Here is a 19,522-nt window from a genome sequence, read left to right as displayed (position 1 = left end):
GCGCCGCCCGACGCTTCGTACATCACATTTGGGATATTTCTCCATGCGTAAGAAGACTGTGCTCGCGGCCACGCTCGTCGTGGCCGCCGGGCTCACGCTGTCCGCCTGCGGGGGCGGAGACGACTCGGCCAAGAGCCCCGTCGCCGATGTCTCCGCCGAGGCGAACCGGCCCGCGACCCTGCTCGACCAGCCCTACACCAAGCCGAACCTCGTCCTGACGGACACCCACGGCAAGAAGTACGACCTGCGCGAGCAGACCAAGGGCAAGCCGACGCTGATCTACTTCGGCTACACGCACTGTCCCGACGTCTGCCCGCTGACGATGAGCAATATCGCCATCGCCAGGAAGAAGCTCCCCAAGGCCGACCAGGACAAGCTCCAGGTCGTCTTTGTCACCACCGACCCGGAGCGGGACACCGCGGCCGAGCTCGCCAAGTGGCTGCCGAGCGCAGGCGATCCGTCCTTCACCGGTCTCACCGGCGACTTCCCGACCATCCAGGCGGGCGCGCGCCAGATCGGCATCGGCATCGACCCGCCGAAGAAGGAGAAGGACGGCACGGTCGTCTCCATGCACGGCGCGCAGGTCATCGCGTTCTCCCCGAAGACCGACGCGGGCTACGTCCTGTACAGCCAGGACACCACGGCGGACGACTACGCCAAGGACCTGCCGAAGATCATCCGTGGAGAGAACCCGTGAGCCGCCGTTCGACCCTCGCCGGCGTCATGGCCCTGAGCGCGGGGCTGGCGCTGGCGGGCTGCTCGTCCGACGGCGAGCCCGAGTTGAAGGTCAATGGTGCCTTCATGCCACAGCCCGTCGGCGACGACATGGCAGCCGGGTTTCTGACGGTGCACAACAGCGGGGGCACGGCCGACAAGCTCACCTCCGTCACCAGCGACCTCTCCGACGACATCACGATCCATGAGTCCAAGGACCAGAGGATGCAGGAGGTGAAAACCTTCGACGTACCGGCGGACGGCGAACTCAATCTCGAACGCGGTGGAAACCACATCATGTTCATGAAGCTCAAGCAGAAGCCGAAGCAGGGCGAGAAGGTCACCTTGGAGCTGCGCTTCGAGAAGTCCGGCCCGATCAAGGTCGAACTTCCCGTGAAGGAACCCACCTACAGCCCGAAGAAGCACTGAGCACCGAGGGACTGATCACGCCATGACAGCCACCGCCCCGCGCTTCGGCCCTTCACCGGTCCGGCTGCTGCTCGCCGCGACCGTGCTCCTCGGCACGCTCATCGGCGCACTCCTGGCCGGCGCGAACCCCGCGTCGGCCCACGCCGCACTGACCGGGAGCAACCCGAAGGACGGGGCGGTGGTCGCCACCGCCCCGGGCAACGTCACGCTCACCTTCTCCGAGCAGGTCGCCATGGGCGACGACTCGATCCGGGTCCTCGAACCCAGCGGCAAACGCGCCGACAAGGCCAAGGTCCGCGACCTCGGCACCGGCGGCAAGGTCATGTACGGCGTCGATCTGCTGCCCGGACTGCCCAACGGCACGTACACCGTGGCCTGGAAAGCCGTCTCCGCCGACAGCCATCCGGTCTCCGGAGCCTTCACCTTCTCCATCGGAGCGCCCTCCAAGACCACCGCCGCCGTGCCCGACCAGAAGGCCGGCGGAGGTGTCGTCGGAGTCCTCTACGACATCGCGCGCTACGCCTCGTACGCCGGTTTCGTACTGCTCACCGGCGGCGCGGCCTTCGTCATCCTCTGCTGGCGGCGCGGCGCTTCCGTAAGGCCGCTGCAGCGCCTGGTCGTCCAGGGATGGGTGACGCTCACCGCGGCCACCCTTGCGCTGCTCCTGCTGCGCAACCCCTACACCGGCTCCGGAAAACTGGCGGACACCTTCGACCTCGGCGGGCTGCGGGACGTCCTTCAGACCAAGACCGGGGCCGCGCTCAGCTCCCGGCTGATGCTGCTCGGGGCCGCCGCCCTGTTCATCGCCGTGCTCTTCGGGGCGTATGCGAAGCGGGAGGACGAGACCGAGAAGAAGGATCTGACCTTCGGTCTTGCCATCGGCGGCACGGTCGTCGCGGCCGGGATCGCCGGGACCTGGGCGCTGTCGGAGCATGCATCGACCGGTATCCAGCCGGGGCTCGCGATGCCCGTGGACGTACTGCATCTGCTGGCCGTCGCGACCTGGCTCGGCGGGCTCGCGGCGCTGCTGACCGCGCTGTACCTGGCACCGTCGATCGAGCGCGCGGCGGTACTGAGCTTCTCGAAGGTCGCGTTCGGCAGCGTCATGGTGCTCGCCGCGACCGGGATCTACCAGTCCTGGCGGCAGGTCGGCTCGTGGTCGGCGCTGACCGGGACGACGTACGGACAGCTGCTGCTGGCCAAGGTGGCGCTGGTTGTTGTCATGGTCGCCGTGGCGTGGATCTCGCGGCGGTGGACGGCGCAGCTCAGTGAGACGCGGACGGCCGAAGTTCGGACCGACGAGGCCGAGCGGGAGCCGGTGACCGTCCCCGAGAACGCGGACGCCGAGGAAGCGGAGGACTCGCAGGTCTCGGAGCTTTCGCAGGTCTCGCAGGTCACGGAGGTCTCGCAGGTCACGGAGGTCTCTGCCGACCCGGAGCGGGCGGCTCAACTCGCCCGCCAGAAGGCCGCGGTGGCGACGGCGGAGAAGAAGCGGAACCGGGACGCCGATCCCGAGCGCTCCGGACTGCGCCGTTCCGTACTGGCCGAGGCAGGCATCGCGGTGATCCTGCTGGGCGTGACGACCGTGCTGACGAGCACCGAACCGGGCCGTACGGAGGAAGAGGCGGCCAAGGCCGGCAGCACTCAGGCGGCCGCCACCGTGCCCCAGGGGCCGACCGAGATCAAGATGCCCTTCGACACCGGCGGCCGGAGCGGCAAGGGCACGGTACGGCTCACCTTCGATCCGGCCACCTCGGGCGCCAACGAGATGCACGTCTGGGTCGACCGGCCGGACGGAAAGCCGCTGGACGTGCCCGAGGTGAAGGTCGCCTTCACGCTCAAGGCCAAGCAGATCGGTCCGCTGCCGATCACCCCAGACCGCATCACTGCCGGACACTGGAGCGCGGCCGCGGTCCAGATCCCGATGCCCGGCGACTGGCAGGTCCAGGTGACCGTACGGTCCTCCGACATCGACCAGACGACCATCGACAAGAACATCAAGATCGGCTGACGTACCTGTGAGTGACCCTGTGCGCGACAACGACATCTCCAGGCGGCGGCTGCTCGGCACCGTGGGCGCCGGCGCCACCGGTCTTGCGCTGGGCGCTGCGGGCGGCGCCGCCGCGTACGCCGGCGCGGCAGGCGAAGCCCCCGCCGCGCTGAGCACCGTCGGCGCGACCGGCATCGCCTTCCACGGCGAGCACCAGGCGGGCATCACCACGCCCCTGCAGGCGTGCGGCCATCTGATCGCCTTCGACCTGGCGCCGGGCGCGGGCCGCAAGGAGGCGGCCGCGCTGATGCGCCGCTGGTCCGCGCTCGCGAGCGAACTGATGGCGGGCAGGGCGGCCGGCGACGGCGACACAGGCGTCGCGCTGGACGCCGGGCCCTCTTCGCTGACCGTCACGTTCGGCTTCGGCCGCACCTTCTTCGACCGTACGGCGCTGGTGGCACAGCGGCCGCCGGAGCTGGATCCGCTGCCCGCCTTCTCCTCCGACCAACTGGACGCCAAGCGGTCCAACGGCGATCTGTGGGTGCAGATCGGCGCGGACGACGCGCTGGTCGCCTTCCACGCACTGCGCGCGATCCAGAAGGCGGTCGGGGACGCGGCCCGGGTGCGCTGGCAGATGAACGGCTTCAACCGCTCGCCGGGCGCCACCGGAAAGCCGATGACCGCACGCAATCTGATGGGCCAGCTCGACGGAACGGCCAATCCGAAGCCGTCCGAGGCCGACTTCGGCAAGCGGATCTTCGTGCCGTCCGAGACGTCGGGCACGAAGTACGACTGGCTGGCAGGAGGCTCGTACGCCGTTGTACGACGCATCCGGATGCTGCTCGACGACTGGGAGCGGCTCTCGCTGAAGAAGCAGGAGCTGGTCATCGGCCGGCGCAAGTCCGACGGCGCCCCGCTGACCGGCGGAACCGAGACCACCGAGCTCGCGCTGGACAAGACGGGGCCCGACGGGAAGCTGGTCATTCCGGACAACGCCCACGCCCGGATCTCGGCTCCGGAGCAGAACGGCGGTGCGGCCATGCTGCGTCGGCCGTTCTCCTTCCACGACGGGATCGGCGCGGACGGAACGCCGGACGCGGGGCTGCTCTTCGTCTGCTGGCAGGCCGATCCGCTGCGCGGCTTCGTACCGGTGCAGCGCAAGCTCGACCGGGGCGACGCGCTGTCGGCATTCATCCGGCACGAGGCGAGCGGGCTGTTCGCGGTGCCTGGCGGGGCACGGACCGGCGAGTACGTGGGCCAGCGGCTTCTGGAGTCGTAAGGATCGCGGGCCCTTCGGATCCCGGGCCCATTAGGGTGACGGTATGTCGGCCACGCGCTTCACGTATCTCGGTCCCGAGGGCACCTTCACCGAAGCCGCCCTGCGCACGCTTCCCGAAGCAGCCACCCGCGAGCTCGTCCCGATGCTGTCCGTGCCCGCGGCGCTGGATGCCGTACGGAACGGGGATGCCGCGGCCGCCCTCGTACCGATCGAGAACTCCGTGGAGGGCGGCGTCACCGCGACCCTCGACGAGCTGGCCTCCGGACAGCCGCTGATGATCTACCGCGAGGTGCTGCTGCCGATCGCCTTCGCGCTGCTCGTGCGGCCGGGCACCAAGCTCTCCGAGGTGAAGACGGTGACCGGCCATCCGGTCGCCCAGCCGCAGGTGCGCAACTGGCTGCGGGCGAATCTGCCGGACGCGCTCTGGGAGTCGGCCGCGTCGAACGCGGACGGGGCGCGGCTGGTGCAGGAGGGGCGGTACGACGCGGCTTTCGCGGGCGAGTTCGCGGCCGCGACGTACGGACTCGAGCCGCTGGTCAGCGAGATCCATGACGCGGAGAACGCGGAGACGCGTTTCGTGCTGGTGGGCCGTCCCGCCAGGCCCGCGGCGCCGACCGGCGCTGACAAGACCTCGGTGGTCATCTGGCTGGGCGACGACCACCCGGGTGCACTGCTGGAGCTGCTCCAGGAATTCGCGGTGCGCGGGGTCAACCTGATGCTGATCCAGTCCCGGCCGACCGGAGCGGGCATCGGGAACTACTGCTTTGCCGTGGACGCCGAGGGCCATATCTCGGACCGGCGGGTGGGCGAGGCGCTGATGGGGCTGAAGCGGATCTGCCCGAAGGTGCGGTTCCTCGGTTCGTATCCGCGGGCGGGTGTGGCAGTGGAGGACGTACGGGCGCTGCGCGCGGGGACCTCGGACGCCGAGTTCACGGCCGCGTCGGACTGGCTGGCGCGCTGCCAGGACGGCCGGGCCTGAGCGGTCGGTGCTGTCGGAGCAGCCGGTCCTACCTGCACATTTTCGTTGTCCACAGAAGTTATCCACAGGCATGCTTCTCGACCTGGGGACAAGTCGACAACAGAGGGCGACATGGTCGACATATCGGCTCACTCACCCCACTTCCCTCCACAGAACGGCAGGTTGCCCCGTGTCACCTCAATTCCATTGATCAACCCTTTGGAGCGAGGAATTCCCACCCGAATGAGTGTGTGGGGTGGGTTTGGGTGAGGAATCCTTCGACCCGCGCAGGGCTTTCGGAACGATCGCTTCCGTAGTCCACAGATCCCCCACACAGGCTGTGGATAACTTTACGAAGGCCCGCATCCCTGTGGACAAGGGATGTCCAAATCCCGGACAGGGCAAGGGGGGCAGGTCAATGCGGGCGCTCACCGGGTGCCCCATTTCGGCGAATAGCGTCCTGTTTATTGACGCTTACGCCGGTGATTTACCCGCACCTTTCTAAATTCCGGCAATTCGGGCAAAGTGACACGCAAGGCTATATCGAGTGAGGTGGCGCGAGTCCGCACCGGTAGCCTGGTGGGGTGATTGACCTTCGCCTGCTTCGTGAGGACCCCGACCGTGTTCGCGCCTCCCAGCGCGCCCGTGGAGAGGACGTCGACCTCGTCGACGCCCTGCTCTCCGCCGATGAGCGGCGCAGGTCGTCCGGCCTTCGCTTCGACGAGCTGCGCTCCGAGCAGAAGTCGCTCGGCAAGCTCATCCCCAAGGCCACTCCGGAAGAGCGCGCCGACCTGCTGAAGAGGGCCGAGCAGCTGAAGGCCGACGTGAAGGCGGCCGACGCCGCACAGAACGAGGCCGACGAAGAGACCAGGCGGCTGCTGCTCCAGCTCGGGAACATCGTCCACGGGGACGTCCCGGTCGGCGGCGAGGAGGACTTCGTCGTCCTCGAGACGCACGGCACGATCCGCGACTTCGGCGCCGAGGGTTTCGCGCCCAAGGACCACCTTGAGCTCGGCGAGGCGCTCGGCGCCATCGATGTCGAGCGCGGCGCGAAGGTGTCGGGCTCGCGCTTCTACTACCTGACGGGCGTCGGCGCGCTGCTTGAGCTCGCGCTGGTCAACGCCGCGATCGCGCAGGCGACCGAGGCCGGCTTCATCCCGATGCTGACCCCGGCGCTGGTCCGTCCGCGTGCCATGGAGGGCACGGGCTTCCTCGGCCAGGCTTCGGAGAACGTGTACCACCTGGAGAAGGACGACTACTACCTGGTCGGCACCTCCGAGGTCCCGCTCGCCGCGTACCACATGGACGAGATCATCGAGGCCGACAAGCTGCCGCTGCGGTACGCGGGCTTCTCGCCGTGCTTCCGCCGCGAGGCCGGCACGTACGGCAAGGACACCCGGGGCATCTTCCGGGTGCACCAGTTCGACAAGGTCGAGATGTTCTCGTACGTCGCTCCCGAGGACGCGGAGGCCGAGCACAAGCGTCTGCTGGACTGGGAGAAGCAGTGGCTGACCGGCCTCGAGCTGCCCTTCCAGGTGATCGATGTGGCCACCGGCGACCTGGGTGCCTCGGCCTCGCGCAAGTACGACTGCGAGGCGTGGATCCCGACCCAGGGCAAGTACCGCGAGCTGACCTCCGCGTCGAACTGCGACAGTTTCCAGGCCCGACGGCTCTCGGTCCGGATGCGTGACGGCAAGAAGGTGCAGCCGCTGGCGACGCTGAACGGCACGCTCTGCGCCGTACCGCGCACGATCGTGGCGATCCTGGAGAACCACCAGCTGGCCGACGGTTCGGTGCGGGTGCCCGAGGTGCTCCGTCCGTACCTGGGGGGACGAGAGATCCTGGAGCCGATCTCCAAGTGAGCCCCGCCCCCTTTCCGTACAAGCTTGTCGCGACCGATCTCGACGGCACGCTGCTGCGTGGCGACGACACGGTCTCGGAGCGCACGCGCGACGCGCTCGCCGCGGCCACCGCAGCGGGCGCCGCGCACATCATCGTCACCGGGCGTGCTGTGCCGTGGACCCGGCACATCCTGGACGACCTGGGGTACGACGGCCTCGCGGTCTGCGGCCAGGGCGGGCAGGTCTACCACGCGGGTGAGCACCGGCTGCTGACCTCGGTGACGCTGGACCGGCAGCTGGCCGGACTCGCGCTCTCCAAGATCGAGGCGGAGGTCGGGCCGCTCGCGGTCGCCGCGAGCCGCGACGGGCTCGACGGCGAGGTGCTGGTCGGTCCCGGCTATCGGGTGCAGGAAGGCCCGCTGCCGGTGGTGGCGTTCGAGGACCCGGCCGAGCTGTGGTCCGCACCGCTGAGCAAGGTGTTCATCCAGCATCCGGAGCTCGGTGACGACGCGCTGGCACAGGCTTCCAGGGCGACGGTCGGCAGCCTGGTGGATGTGGTGGTGGCAGGGCCCGGCGTCGTCGAGATACTGCCGCTGGGGCTGAGCAAGGCGACGGGGCTCTCGCTGGCGGCGCGGCGGCTGGGGCTGCGGGCCTCGGACACGATCGCGTTCGGCGATATGCCGAACGACATCCCGATGTTCGGCTGGGCCTCGCACGGTGTGGCGATGGCCAACGCGCACGACGAACTGAAGGCCGTGGCGGACGAGATCACGGCGTCGAACGAGCACGACGGCATCGCGGTGGTGCTGGAGCACTTGCTCGGCTGAGGCGGAAGAGGTGGGGGTCGAACCCACACGGGCATTCACATGCCCCAACACTTTTCGAGAGTGCGGCCGGCGCCTGCTGTCGGCTGGCTCTTCCCGTGGGTACTGCGTGACTGCCGGACCGGGCGACTGCGCAACTGCCGGACCGGGCGGCTTCGTGACCGCGTGACTGCGTGACCGCGTGACTGCATGACCGCGTGACTGCATGACCGCGCGGAGGATGCGCGGATCGAACGCGCGCGGGGTTCACGGCCCCGACGACGGCTTAGCAAGCCGCTGCCTTACCACTCGGCCAATCCTCCGGGAGGGGGCGGCCCGCGCGGATGCGCGCTCGAAGCGGCCGCCCCCGGACAGTCCCCCTGGGCGGCTCGGCGGAGTGGTCGGTGGCTACTCCGCTGCCTGCCCGGGGCTGCCCTGACGGGAGCTCGACGGACTCGCACTCGTACTCTCGGTCATCGCCGCGCTCCTCTCCCGGTAGGTGACGCCGGCCGCACTGGCGTGCTCCGGCTCAACTACTGTGCCTCGGACAGCGGTTCGATGCCACCGAATTACGGTCCGGACGCGGCTCGGTCCGTCCTTGCCGTCGCACGTCAGCAGCCAGCAGACCAGGCCGATGGCGAGAGCGATCGCATGGCCGAGGTCGGTGTAGGTGCCGACGGTGGCGAGCGGCAGACCGAAGAAGGCGAGCGCACCGGCGAGATAGAGCCAGCGCCAGGGCCGCGGGATGCGGTGGGTGAGGATGCCGACCGACGCGGCGAGCCCGTAACTCACCCCGATGTCCACCACATGCGCCATCCGCCGCGGCACCTCGTGGTTCTCGATGCTCATCTTGACGACCTTCTGGCTGATGAGGGTGGCGCAGATATGCGCGGTGGCCACGGTGAACAGCCAGCGCAGAGTGCCGAGCCAGCGCTCGACCGGCGCGTGAAAGACCTCGAAGAGGACCGCGTAGAGGAGGAAGGAAGAGGGGTTCTCGATCCAGAACGAGCTGGTCAGGAGGGACTGGAGGGGATGGGCGGCCAGCTCGTGGATATTGCTGCTGGTGCGGTGGAGCAGGAAACGCTCAAGTCCCTCGGTGGAGAAGGCGATGACGACGCTGGTGATGGCAATGATCAGCAGCCAGATGTGGGTGCCGGGTGAGGAACGGATCCAGCTCCGTACCGGCCGGGAAGGTTCGCCCCGGCCGGTACGGTCTGTCGCTGCGGTCACCCCTCGATCATCGCGCGTACGTCTCGTCGGCGCGCCGTACGACATTGACTGCCGTAGGAACAGGGTGCCCCTGCGGCAGCGTTGTGCGGGGTATCAGCGGCGCTTACGGCGCCGGCTGCGCTGCAGCTCCCTCAGTTGATGGGCGAAGTCGTCCATCCTCCGGTCCATCCGGCGCTCCATCCGCCGCATGTCGTCGGAGAGATCGCAGAGCCGGTTGCTCATGGCCCCGACGACCTGGTTGGTGGCGTCGAGCCGCCGGTCGAGCCGGTCGAGCCGGACGGAGATCCCGTTGATGACCGGACCGAGATCCTGAAGCGCGTGCCCGACGGTGTCCAGGTTCGCCTCGACCTTGGTGACGCGTAGGTCGAGAGAGGCGTAGTCCTGGCGCCGGCCACCGGCCTCCTCGGCGTCGAGGAGGTACGTGCGGACGCAGCGGGCGATATCGCTGTCGCGAAGCAGCATCGCGACATTGAGCACCGTGCGGCGGGTGTAGAGCCTGAGGTGCGCGCGACCCTGTGGATAACCTCTCGAACCGTCGTCCTCTGAAGTGGCCAAGTTGGCCACTTCAAATTCCTGCAGGTCAGATCCCCGGAGCGTGATCATCCCGTTGGAGCCCAGCTCCTCTCGGTGCCGCTTGACGACGCTGTTGATGGCCTCCCTGTGGATTTCGAAGTACCGCGCGACGCCCTCTGTGGATACATGCATTCCGTCCCGGAGCATGACAAGCGCCTTCACCTTGTCCAGGACTTCGACCCGCCCCTGATGCTCGCCGCGCAGCGCGCGCGACTCGAGCAGGGCGACCTCCGATGGCATGAGCAATGCCTTCCGTTCGTGAAACCGATCATGGACGGCCCTCTCCCCGGGCACAGGGGTGGAGGTCGGCTCACGGTGCTGCTCACCCAATGACCGGCCCGGCTTTCGATCCGGCACCGGCAATCCCCAATTTCACGAACTCTCGTCGCTACGAACTCCAGTTGCCTCCACGCACAGTGGACAACGAACCGATAAACGCACAGTTACACGGATATGCGTCAACCCCCGTCCACCGGACGGGGGTTGACTTACAAACGCGATGCTCTACGGTCACTCCTCGCCGGCGAGCTTCAGCACCCGCAGCTTCTGCCCCGCATACCAGGTCGCCACCACCGTGACCCCCACCAGCAGTGCCACCGCCAGCGGCAGGCCCACGTCCGAGCCGATCAGGCCCTCGCCGCCGATCTTCTCGGCGAGCGACAGGGACCACTGCTGCACACTCAGCGTGCGCGCGCCCGGGACCAGGCTGCCGAACAGCGTCTCCCAGACCAGCGCGTAGACGAGCCCTATGACCACCGCGTGCCGGCTGACCGTCCCGAGGAGCAGGAACAGCGCGCTGTAGGCGATCGAGGCGACCAGCGCCGCCACCGTGTACGCCACCGCGACCTGCTGGCCGTTGCCGTTGAGGATGAACCCCGCGACAAAGGTGGGGACCGCCGAGAATGCCATTGTGATCGCGATCGCGACGATCAGCTTGGTGAAGACGATCGTCGACCGCTTCACCGGCTTGGCCAGCAGATAGACGATCGAGCCGTCGTCGATCTCGGGCCCGATCGCCCCGGTGCCCGCGATCACCCCGATCAGCGGCACCATCGTCGCGATGGCGAACCCGCCCAGGACATCGGCGGCGACCTGGTCGTCCAGGCCGTTGAAGCTGCGTACCGCCGCCGCGATGAGCAGCAGCAGACCGGGCAGTACGAACAGAATCGCTGCCCGCCGCTTGCCGAGCACGGCCCGATAGGTGAGCCGGGCGACTGTGGGGTTGTACATGGACGTCACAGCTCCTTTCAGGCCGCTACGAGGTAGGAGAAGACCGACTCGAGGGACTCGTCCGACGGCGAGACCGTGAGCAGCCGGATGGAGTGCTCGCGGGCGACCCGCGGCAGCAGTTGGGTGAACCGGCCGAAGTCGACGGCCTGGATGCGCAGCGCACCTTCGGTCAGGTCGACCTCGATGCCGGCCGTCGACGGGTCGGCGATCAGGGCCGCGGCGAGCGCCCGGTCGTCGCTGGACCGTACGAGATAGCGGTGCGGCCGGTCCGTCATCAGCCGGCGGATCTTGCGGAAGTCGCCGGACGCAGCATGCCGTCCGGCCACGATCACCTCGATATGGGAGGCGAGTTGCTCGACCTCCTCCAGGATGTGGGAGGAGAAGAGCACGGTGCGGCCCTCCGCTCCCATCCGCCGCAGCAGGTCCATCAGCTGCATGCGCTGGCGTGGGTCCATGCCGTTGAAGGGCTCGTCAAGGAGGAGCACGGACGGCTCGTGGACGAGGGCCGAGGCCATCTTCACGCGCTGCCGCATGCCCTTGCTGTACGTCGCGATCTTGCGGTCCTGCGCGTACTCCATCTCCACGGTGGCCAGGGCGCGTTGGGCCTCCTTCCTGCCCAGTCCGTGCAATTCGGCGTTGGCGACGACGAATTCGCGGCCGGTGAGGAAGTCGTACATCGCCTCCCGCTCCGGTACGACGCCGATCTGCCGGTAGACGGACTCGTTGCGCCAGATCGTTCGACCGTCGAGCGTGACGCTTCCCGTGGACGGGTTGAGGAAACCACCCATCATGTTGATGAGCGTGGACTTGCCCGCGCCGTTGGGACCGAGCAGACCCGTGACGCCGGGGCCGATCGTCATGGTCACGTCGTTGACGGCCACGACATTGCCGAACCACCGCGAGGTGTGCTCGATGTTGATGGTGGTCACAGCCCGACCTTTCGGTAGCGGCGCATCAGGACGGCGTACGAGCCGAGGACGAGCGCGAGGACGACGAGCAGATAGACCATGCCCACGCCGGCTTCCGGCCCCGCCTTGCCGGGGAAGGCGGAAGTGGCGCCGAGGAAGGCAGTCTGTACGCCGTCGATGAGCGTGACCGGCGAGAAGAGGCCGAACCACTTGATCACATCGGGCGAGCCGGTCTCCCAGGCGATGGCCTGGACAGTGGAGACGGCGCCGTAGGTGATGGTCAGCGTGGCGATCACGGCGGCGACACCGAAGCCGCGGCGCGGCGTGAGCGCGGCCATCACCAGGCCGAGGCCGCCGAAGAGGACGGAGAGAAGCGCGACGGAAAGCATCCCCTGCGCGAATCCCTTCGTCTGGTCCACGAAGTCCATCTTGGCGAGCAGCGAGCCGACGTAGAGGATGACCAGCGGTGCCGCGGTGAGTACGAAGAGGGCCGAAGCCATTGCCCCGTACTTGGCGAGGACGTAGTCGATGCGCTCGATCGGGCGCGAGAAGTACAGCGGCACGGTCTTGAAGCGCAGATCACGGGAGACGGACTGCGGTGCCTGCGCGGCCAGGAAGAGGCCGATGACCGCCTGGGTGACGATCGCGTAGCGCGTGTAGTCGAGAGGAAGGTCCTTGAGTTTGGTGGCGACGGCGACCGCGACGATGATCGCCGCGGGCAGGCACATCACCGCGAAAAGAATCATCGGCAGCACTTTGGACTTGGCCGAGCGCCCAAGTCCGTACGCCCCGCGCAGGGACTGCGAGTAGAGGGAGCGGCGTGCGTACGCGCGTCCGAGCCGCGGCCCGTCGTAGTTCCGGTAGCCGATGTTGTGGATCCGGGTGGTCTCGGCCCCGGTCACGGTATTGGTCTCGGTGCTCATCGAACCTGCACCTCCTGCTCCTGGGCGCCCTGCGCGCCCTGATCACTCTGTGCCTCGGGGCGGAAGACCTCCGCGATGTGGTGGCGGCGCTGTTCCATCCGTACGAGACCGAGGCCGAGCCCGGCGACGGTGTCACGCACCACGTCGTACGTCTCCTCTCCCGTCGCCTCGAGGAGCAGGATGTGGCCCGCGCCGGGCAGACCGTCCTCCACGCGCGCGTGGAGCGTGATTCCGGCGGCGGCGAGCGCCTCACGGAGCACCGCGGTGCCGTCGGGATGCGTGTCCGTGTCGGTGACCTCGACCGCGAGGGTCGTGGTGATCTGGGTGAAGTCGCTGGTGGAACTGGAGCGCAGCAGCGAGCCGCCGTCGATGACAACAACATGGTCACAGGTGCGCTCAAGCTCGCCGAGGAGATGCGAGGTGACCAGGACCGAGATGCCGAAGTCGGTGTGGACGCGGCGGATCAGGCCCAGCATCTCGTCGCGGCCGACCGGGTCGAGACCGTTGGTCGGCTCGTCCAGGAGGACCAGCTTCGGGTCGTGGACCAGGGCCTGCGCGAGCTTGACGCGCTGTTTCATACCGGTCGAGTAGCCACCGATGGGGCGGTACCGCTCCTCGTACAGACCGACATGGCGCAGGGTGTCTGCGGTGCGCTCGCGGGCGGCCGTGGGCGGCAGCCCGGACATGCGCGCCATGTGGACGACGAACTCGGTGGCCGAGACATCGGGCGGCAGGCAGTCGTGCTCGGGCATGTACCCCACCTGCTCGCGGATGGCGCCGCCGCTGGTGGCGACGTCGAGTCCGAGCACCGCGGCCCGGCCTTCCGTTGCGGGGGACAGACCCAGCAGGATCTTGATCAACGTGGACTTGCCGGCTCCGTTGGCGCCCACCAGGCCGGTCACACCGGGTCCGATGTCCAAGGAGAGCCGGTCAAGAGCGGTCACCCTGGGGAACCGCTTGCTCAGGCTTTCGGTCGCGATCACAGTCACATTTCGAAGGTAGTGGCGCACGACACATCGGGCGTCAGCCCTGGCGGCTGGATCGGTGTCCGACTCGAGAGGTACGGACCCGTAAGGGCCTACGACGAAAGTGGACAGCCGGTCTCGGGGCCCATGACCTTCGGATGGGTTTTCCACAGGCGGGTTTTCCACAGGCTGACGCACGACCCTTGACGCAGCCGCCGAGCATTGTCACATTCATCAGTGTCAAGTTACGGACACGTACCGCGCTCGGGACGGACGGTGGCATGGCCTCAGCAGTGGCAAGCGAACTGACCGCGGAACTGCGGGGGTTCAAGGAAGTGCAGCGCCTCGCGTACGCATGCGCGGAGGCGGTCGCGGCGCAGCTCAAGCCCGGCGTGACGGAGCGCGGGGCGGCGCGGATGCAGCGTGAGTGGCTGCGTGAGCGGGGTGTGCGCGACTGGTTCCACCTGCCCTTCGCCTGGTTCGGGGACCGTACGGCCTTCGTCAACTTCCGGATACCGCTCCAGTTCTTCCCGACCAACCGGGTGCTCGAGGCGGGCATGCCCTTCATCCTCGACATGGCCCCGGTCCACAAGGGCTACACGGCGGACATCGGTTACTCCGGCTGCCTCGGCCCGAGCCCCGTGCACAACAAACTGCTCGCCGATCTGGAGGCGCACCGCGAGCTGATCCTGCGCGAGGTGCGGGAGCGGCGTTCGCTGCGCGAGATCTACGAGGACGTGGACCGGCTGATGGTCCGGCAGGGGTACGCCAACCGGCACCGCGCGTATCCCTTCGGGGTCATCGCCCACAAGATCAACCGGGTGCAGGAGCGCCGCTTCTCGCCGCATCTCTTCGGGTTCGGCACACAGTCGCTGAAGGGGCTTGCCGGCGATGCGGTGCGCGGTCACCGGGACGGCTGGTCACCGCTGTGGAGCCCGTACAGGTTCTCCGACCACCCGCCCCGACCGGGGCTGTGGGCTGTCGAGCCGCACCTCGGATTCAGGGGTACGGGCGCGAAGTTCGAGGAGATCCTGGTGATCACCGACTCCAAGGACCCGCAGCAGAGCGCGTTCTGGCTGGACGACGATCTGCCGCATGTGCGGCGCTGGGCGGAGGAGAGGACCGCGTGAGCGACGCACGGGGGGCCGCCGGGCCGCAGAAGACCACGATGGCCATGGTCGCCGCGATCGCCGCGCCTCTGCGCCGAGCGGGCGGAAATGCGAACGTCAAGGAGGAAGCGTGAGTCTCAAGGGGGCGCGGGAGCGCTGGGTACGTACGGGCGGAATCGAGCTGTGCGTCGCCGAGCTGGGGGACGCCTCGCAGCCGACCGTGCTGCTGGTGCACGGCTATCCGGACAGCAAGGAGGTGTGGTCCCAGGTCGCGGAGCGGCTGGCGGACCGCTACCGGCTGCATGTAGTGCTGTACGACGTCCGGGGGCACGGCCGCTCGACAGCTCCGGCCCCGCTGCGCGGCGGCTTCACGCTGGAGAAGCTGACGGACGACTTTCTGGCGGTCGCGGACACGGTGAGTCCGGACAAGCCGGTGCATCTGGTCGGACACGACTGGGGTTCTGTGCAGTCCTGGGAGTTCGTCACGGTCAAGCGCACCGAAGGCCGTATCGCCTCCTTCACCTCGATGTCAGGACCGTCCCTGGACCACTTCGGGCACTGGATCAAGAAGCGGATGAGCCGGCCCACACCCCGCAGGATCGGCCAGCTGCTCGGACAGGGTGCCAAGTCCTGGTACGTGTACATGCTGCATACGCCGGTGCTGCCGGAGCTCGCCTGGCGCGGCCCGCTGGGCAAGCTGTGGCCGAAGATCCTGCAGCGGGTGGAGAAGGTGCCCGGCGGCGACTACCCGACGGCCTCGCTGCCGCAGGACGCGGCGCACGGCGCCTGGCTCTACCGCGACAACGTCCGTACTCGGCTGCGCCGCCCGCGCTCCGACGCGTACGCACACACACCCGTTCAGTTGATCACGCCGACCGGCGATATGTTCCTGTCCGAGCGGCTCTACGACGAACTGGGCGAATGGGCCCCGCAGTTGACGCGTCGCTCGCTGCCGGCGAAGCACTGGGTACCCCGCACCCGGCCCGATCAGCTCTCGGCCTGGATCAGTGAGTTCGTCACGGCCAACGAGGACAGCGCCGCCGGAGTGGCCGGAGTGGCCGCGCTGGACACCGTAGCCCGGGGCCCGTACGCCGAGCGGTTCGCCGGGCAGCTCGTGCTGGTGACGGGTGCGGCCAGCGGCATCGGGCGGGCCACGGCTTTCGCGTTCGCCGAGGCGGGGGCGCGGATCGTGGCCGTGGACCGGGACGCGGAGGGCGCGGCCAGGACCGCGGAGATGTCGCGGATGATCGGCTCCCCCCAAGCCTGGGGCGAAACGGTGGACGTCAGCGACGAGCAGGCGATGGAGAAGCTCGCCGAGAGGGTCGCCACCGAGTACGGCATCGTGGACGTCCTGGTCAACAACGCCGGCATAGGGCTCTCGGGCTCCTTCCTCCAGACCAGCGCCGAGGACTGGAAGAAGGTCCTCGACGTCAATCTGTGGGGCGTCATCCACGGCTGCCGGCTCTTCGGCAGGCAGATGGCCGATCGCGGCCAGGGCGGCCATATCGTCAACACCGCGTCCGCTGCTGCCTATCTGCCTTCGAAGACCCTGCCCGCATACAGCACCTCCAAGGCCGCGGTGCTCATGCTCAGCGAGTGTCTGCGGGCGGAACTGGCCGGACAGGGGATCGGGGTCTCGGCGATCTGTCCCGGCTTCGTCAACACCAACATCACCTCCACGGCGCGCTTCGCGGGCGTCGACGCGGCTGAGGAGAAGCGGCGCCAGAAGAAGACCGCCCGGCTGTACGGGCTGCGCAACTACCCGCCGGAGAAGGTCGCCGACGCGATCCTTCGCGCCGTCGTGAAGAACCAGGCGGTGGTGCCGGTGACGCCCGAGGCCCGTGGAGCCCTGTTCATATCCCGCTTCACGCCCAGGACGCTGCGTGCGATCGCCCGATTGGAGCCGCCGCTGTGAGCACCGAGGAGCACGCCGGCCACCACGCCATCGCGCCGCGCCGGGTCTCGTTCGACTGGGACGGGACGCCGCTGCACTGGATACCGGACGAGCCCACCGCCACGCATGTCATCAATGTGCTGCATCTTCTGCTGCCGGCCGGCGAGCGGTGGTTCGTCAAGGTCTTCAAGGAAGCGCTGCCCCTGGTCGACGACCCGGAGCTGCTGAAGGACGTCAAGGGCTTCATGGGCCAGGAGGCCACGCACAGCGTGCAGCATGCGTATGTGCTGGACCACCTGGCCGCGCAGCGGCTCGACACCCAGGCATTCACCAAGTACGTCGACCTCCTCTTCGAGAAACTCCTCGGCGAGAAGCCGCCGTTCGGGGCGCCGGTACCGCACCGGGAGTGGCTGCGCTTCCGCCTGTCGGTCATCGCCGCGATCGAGCAGTTCACGGCAGTCCTGGGCAACTGGGTGCTGCACGCCGAAGGACTCGACCGGGCGAACGCCGACAAGATCATGCTCGATCTGCTGCGCTGGCACGGCGCGGAGGAGGTCGAGCACCGGGCAGTCGCCTTCGAGATGTACCAGCACTGCGGGGGCGAGGGACTGCCACGCTATGCCCGCCGCATCGAGGGCATGGCCGTCACCGCGCCCGCGCTGGCCTGGCTCTGGGTGTGGGGCACCGCCTACCTGATCCGGCACGACCCCCAGCTCGCCGGCCGGCTGCGCTACTCCCTGCGCGAGCACAACCGCGCGGTCGGCAAAGGACTGCTGCCCACGTGGCGCGAGCTGGGCGCGGCCATACCTCGATACTTCCGGCGGTCGTACCATCCCTCGCAGGAGGGCTCGCTGCGCAAGGCCGTCGACTATCTCGCGACCTCGCCCGCGGCCCGTGCCGCGGCGGGAGCGGTGGGCCGCGCCGCCTTGTCGTAGGCGGCCTGTCATCGAGGGAGCGGACTTGTCCGAGCAGTCAGTCGCCCAGTCGGTCGCCGAGTACCGGATCGAGGACCTGGCGCACCACAGTGGCGCCACCGTCCGTACGATCCGCGCCTACCAGGACCGCGGGCTGCTGCCGAAACCGGAGCGGCGCGGGCGGGCCAATGTGTACGGGTCCGCCCATCTCGCCCGGCTGCGGCAGATCGCCGATCTGCTCGACCGCGGCTACACCCTGGCCTCGATCAAGGAGCTGCTCGAGGCCTGGGACGCCGGGCGCGGGCTCGGCGGGGTGCTGGGTCTGGTCGCTGAGGTGCAGGGACCGTGGACGGACGAGGAGGCGGCCCGGATCTCCCGCGCGGAGCTGGACAGCAAGTTCGGCGGGAAGCCGGACGAGGCCTCCGTCGCGGAAGCGGTGGACCTGGGGGTGCTGGAGCGCATCCCCGGCCGTGACGACGAATTCCTGGTGCCGAGCCCCCAGGAGCTGGCGGTCGCCGCAGAGTTGTACGCCGCCGGGGTGCCGCTCCCGGCAATCTCCGGTCATCTGCGGGAACTTCGCGGGCAGGTCGAGCACATCGCCTCCCGTTTCCTGGAGTTCACCACCGAGCATGTCTTCGCCCGCTATCTGGGGCATCGGCCGCCGACCGACGCGGATGCGGCTGAGGCGGCGTCCCTGGTCCGGCGGCTGCGCCCACTCGCACAACAGACGATCGATGCCGAACTGGCGCGGGCCATGCGGACGTTCGCCACCCGCCATCTTCAGCAGCACCTGAGTGCGGAAGGACCGCCGCAGGTGGAGAGTGAGCTCCGTCCTGTGACGTTGCCGCCGGAGACAATTCGCTCGGTCCAGGCCCTGGTTGGCAAGGAGAACGCGGCCGCCTTCATCACCGCGGCGACCGAACGGGAGCTGCAGGCCAGGACCTTGGACGCCCTCATCTCAACCGATGGCGATTCCCCGCAACTTGACCAAAGCCCCTAAATGACCGATGAGTTGTCCACAGAATCACCAATTCCCCTGTGGATAACTACAGTTGGCTGTGGATCAAACCTATGGAGCGACATTTTCGATGTGGAGCGAGATTTTCAGTGGCGCTGTCGGCGAGCGGACGGGCACGCTGACGGGATGAACGCAAGACCCGAACGACCCGATGGGCCTGATGAGCCCGATGAGCGACGCACCGTGAAGGTGTCGAAGTACCTCTCGAAGCATCTGCGCCACCAGCCGGAGCGGATCGGCATCGTCCTCGACGAGAACGGCTGGGTGGCCGTCGACGAGCTGATGCGGGCGGCGGCCGAGCACGGCTTCCGGATCACCCGCGCCGAGCTCGACCATGTCGTCGCCGTCAACGACAAGCAGCGCTTCACGATCGACGGCACCCGCATCCGCGCCAACCAGGGCCACTCCGTCGAGGTCGACCTGGACCTGCCTCCGGCCGAGCCGCCCGCGTATCTCTACCACGGCACCGTCGCCCGCAGCCTGGACGCGATCCGCGCCGAGGGACTGCGCGCCATGAACCGCCACCATGTCCATCTCTCGCCCGACCGCGAGACCGCGACCCGCGTCGGCGCCCGCCGCGGCCGCCCCGTCGTCCTCTCCGTGCATGCCGGCGCGATGTATGAAGCGGGCCACCTTTTCCACGTCAGCGCCAACGGAGTCTGGCTCACCGCTGCCGTACCGCCGGAGTTTCTGCGCTTCCCAGGCCACTAGATCCTGCTGCGGGGCCCTCCTGCGGGGGCCCTC

Annotated in this window: 18 protein-coding genes and 2 tRNA genes; 12 read left to right on the top strand and 8 right to left on the bottom strand. The window is 68.5% G+C overall.

The features are described 5' to 3' along the window. Nucleotides 1–43: 43 nt before the first annotated feature. The 7 genes from ACFWDI_RS15405 (at nt 44) to ACFWDI_RS15375 (ending at nt 8,038) form a co-directional block, all read left to right on the top strand. Nucleotides 44–697, top strand: coding sequence for an SCO family protein (locus ACFWDI_RS15405; RefSeq protein ID WP_385304222.1), 654 nt, complete (start codon nt 44–46; stop codon nt 695–697). After that, nucleotides 694–1,143 carry a copper chaperone PCu(A)C gene (locus ACFWDI_RS15400; RefSeq protein ID WP_385304220.1) on the top strand — a complete coding sequence of 150 codons (450 nt, stop codon included), beginning with the start codon at nt 694–696 and terminating at the stop codon, nt 1,141–1,143. The genes ACFWDI_RS15405 and ACFWDI_RS15400 overlap by 4 nt, the downstream gene beginning before the upstream one ends. A gap of 22 nt (nt 1,144–1,165) precedes the next feature. Then, nucleotides 1,166–3,154, top strand: coding sequence for a copper resistance protein CopC (locus ACFWDI_RS15395; RefSeq protein WP_385304218.1), 1,989 nt, complete (start codon nt 1,166–1,168; stop codon nt 3,152–3,154). Between the two features lie 7 nt (nt 3,155–3,161). Next, complete coding sequence (efeB, locus tag ACFWDI_RS15390) at nt 3,162–4,412, top strand: iron uptake transporter deferrochelatase/peroxidase subunit (protein ID WP_385304215.1); 1,251 nt, start codon at nt 3,162–3,164, stop codon at nt 4,410–4,412. A 43-nt stretch (nt 4,413–4,455) separates the two neighbouring features. Beyond that, nucleotides 4,456–5,391 (top strand): prephenate dehydratase, encoded by a 936-nt coding sequence (gene pheA, locus ACFWDI_RS15385; RefSeq protein ID WP_385304213.1) that lies wholly within the window; start codon nt 4,456–4,458, stop codon nt 5,389–5,391. Between the two features lie 563 nt (nt 5,392–5,954). Then, the gene (gene serS, locus ACFWDI_RS15380) at nt 5,955–7,232 is read left to right on the top strand and encodes a serine--tRNA ligase (RefSeq protein WP_385304211.1); all 1,278 of its coding nucleotides are present in this window, start codon (nt 5,955–5,957) and stop codon (nt 7,230–7,232) included. Further along, the gene (locus ACFWDI_RS15375; RefSeq protein ID WP_385304209.1) at nt 7,229–8,038 is read left to right on the top strand and encodes an HAD family hydrolase; all 810 of its coding nucleotides are present in this window, start codon (nt 7,229–7,231) and stop codon (nt 8,036–8,038) included. Before serS ends, ACFWDI_RS15375 begins: the two co-directional genes overlap by 4 nt. A gap of 2 nt (nt 8,039–8,040) precedes the next feature. Here ACFWDI_RS15375 and ACFWDI_RS15370 read toward each other — a convergent pair. From ACFWDI_RS15370 to ACFWDI_RS15335, 8 genes are all read right to left on the bottom strand, one after another. Beyond that, a tRNA-Ser gene (locus ACFWDI_RS15370) sits at nt 8,041–8,132 on the bottom strand. Nucleotides 8,133–8,249: 117 nt separating this feature from the next. Further along, nucleotides 8,250–8,337, bottom strand: a tRNA-Ser gene (locus ACFWDI_RS15365). A gap of 85 nt (nt 8,338–8,422) precedes the next feature. Further along, a complete protein-coding gene (locus ACFWDI_RS15360; RefSeq protein ID WP_385304208.1) occupies nt 8,423–9,244 on the bottom strand; it encodes a rhomboid-like protein in 822 nt (273 codons plus the stop codon). A 93-nt stretch (nt 9,245–9,337) separates the two neighbouring features. After that, a complete protein-coding gene (locus ACFWDI_RS15355; protein WP_385304206.1) occupies nt 9,338–10,057 on the bottom strand; it encodes a hypothetical protein in 720 nt (239 codons plus the stop codon). Nucleotides 10,058–10,327: 270 nt separating this feature from the next. Next, nucleotides 10,328–11,047: an ABC transporter permease gene (locus ACFWDI_RS15350; protein ID WP_385304204.1), complete on the bottom strand. Its 720-nt coding sequence runs from the start codon at nt 11,045–11,047 to the stop codon at nt 10,328–10,330. Between the two features lie 17 nt (nt 11,048–11,064). Beyond that, entirely contained in the window at nt 11,065–11,976 is a 912-nt protein-coding gene (locus tag ACFWDI_RS15345; RefSeq protein WP_327324706.1) for an ABC transporter ATP-binding protein, read from the bottom strand. After that, nucleotides 11,973–12,878, bottom strand: coding sequence for an ABC transporter permease (locus tag ACFWDI_RS15340; protein ID WP_385304200.1), 906 nt, complete (start codon nt 12,876–12,878; stop codon nt 11,973–11,975). The genes ACFWDI_RS15345 and ACFWDI_RS15340 overlap by 4 nt, the downstream gene beginning before the upstream one ends. Continuing rightward, nucleotides 12,875–13,861 (bottom strand): ABC transporter ATP-binding protein, encoded by a 987-nt coding sequence (locus ACFWDI_RS15335; protein ID WP_362684651.1) that lies wholly within the window; start codon nt 13,859–13,861, stop codon nt 12,875–12,877. Before ACFWDI_RS15335 ends, ACFWDI_RS15340 begins: the two co-directional genes overlap by 4 nt. Nucleotides 13,862–14,124: 263 nt before the next feature. On the opposite strand from ACFWDI_RS15335, the gene ACFWDI_RS15330 reads away from it, so the two are divergent. The 5 genes from ACFWDI_RS15330 to ACFWDI_RS15310 all read left to right on the top strand — a co-directional run bounded on the left by ACFWDI_RS15330 (nt 14,125) and on the right by ACFWDI_RS15310 (nt 19,489). Beyond that, complete coding sequence (locus ACFWDI_RS15330) at nt 14,125–14,973, top strand: M24 family metallopeptidase (RefSeq protein ID WP_385304197.1); 849 nt, start codon at nt 14,125–14,127, stop codon at nt 14,971–14,973. A gap of 109 nt (nt 14,974–15,082) precedes the next feature. Then, nucleotides 15,083–16,867: an SDR family oxidoreductase gene (locus tag ACFWDI_RS15325; protein ID WP_385304194.1), complete on the top strand. Its 1,785-nt coding sequence runs from the start codon at nt 15,083–15,085 to the stop codon at nt 16,865–16,867. Continuing rightward, complete coding sequence (locus ACFWDI_RS15320) at nt 16,864–17,781, top strand: metal-dependent hydrolase (protein ID WP_385304192.1); 918 nt, start codon at nt 16,864–16,866, stop codon at nt 17,779–17,781. The genes ACFWDI_RS15325 and ACFWDI_RS15320 overlap by 4 nt, the downstream gene beginning before the upstream one ends. 25 nt (nt 17,782–17,806) lie before the next feature. After that, on the top strand, nt 17,807–18,760 hold the full coding sequence (locus tag ACFWDI_RS15315; RefSeq protein ID WP_385304190.1) for a MerR family transcriptional regulator: 954 nt from the start codon (nt 17,807–17,809) through the stop codon (nt 18,758–18,760). A 144-nt stretch (nt 18,761–18,904) separates the two neighbouring features. Next, nucleotides 18,905–19,489: an RNA 2'-phosphotransferase gene (locus ACFWDI_RS15310; protein ID WP_385304188.1), complete on the top strand. Its 585-nt coding sequence runs from the start codon at nt 18,905–18,907 to the stop codon at nt 19,487–19,489. Nucleotides 19,490–19,522: the final 33 nt, after the last annotated feature.

This window comes from Streptomyces sp. NPDC060064, from assembly GCF_042736455.1.
Classification (GTDB): domain Bacteria; phylum Actinomycetota; class Actinomycetes; order Streptomycetales; family Streptomycetaceae; genus Streptomyces.
The sequence above is the reverse complement of the archived record's forward strand: the minus strand, read 5'-3'. Positions and strand labels throughout refer to the sequence as shown.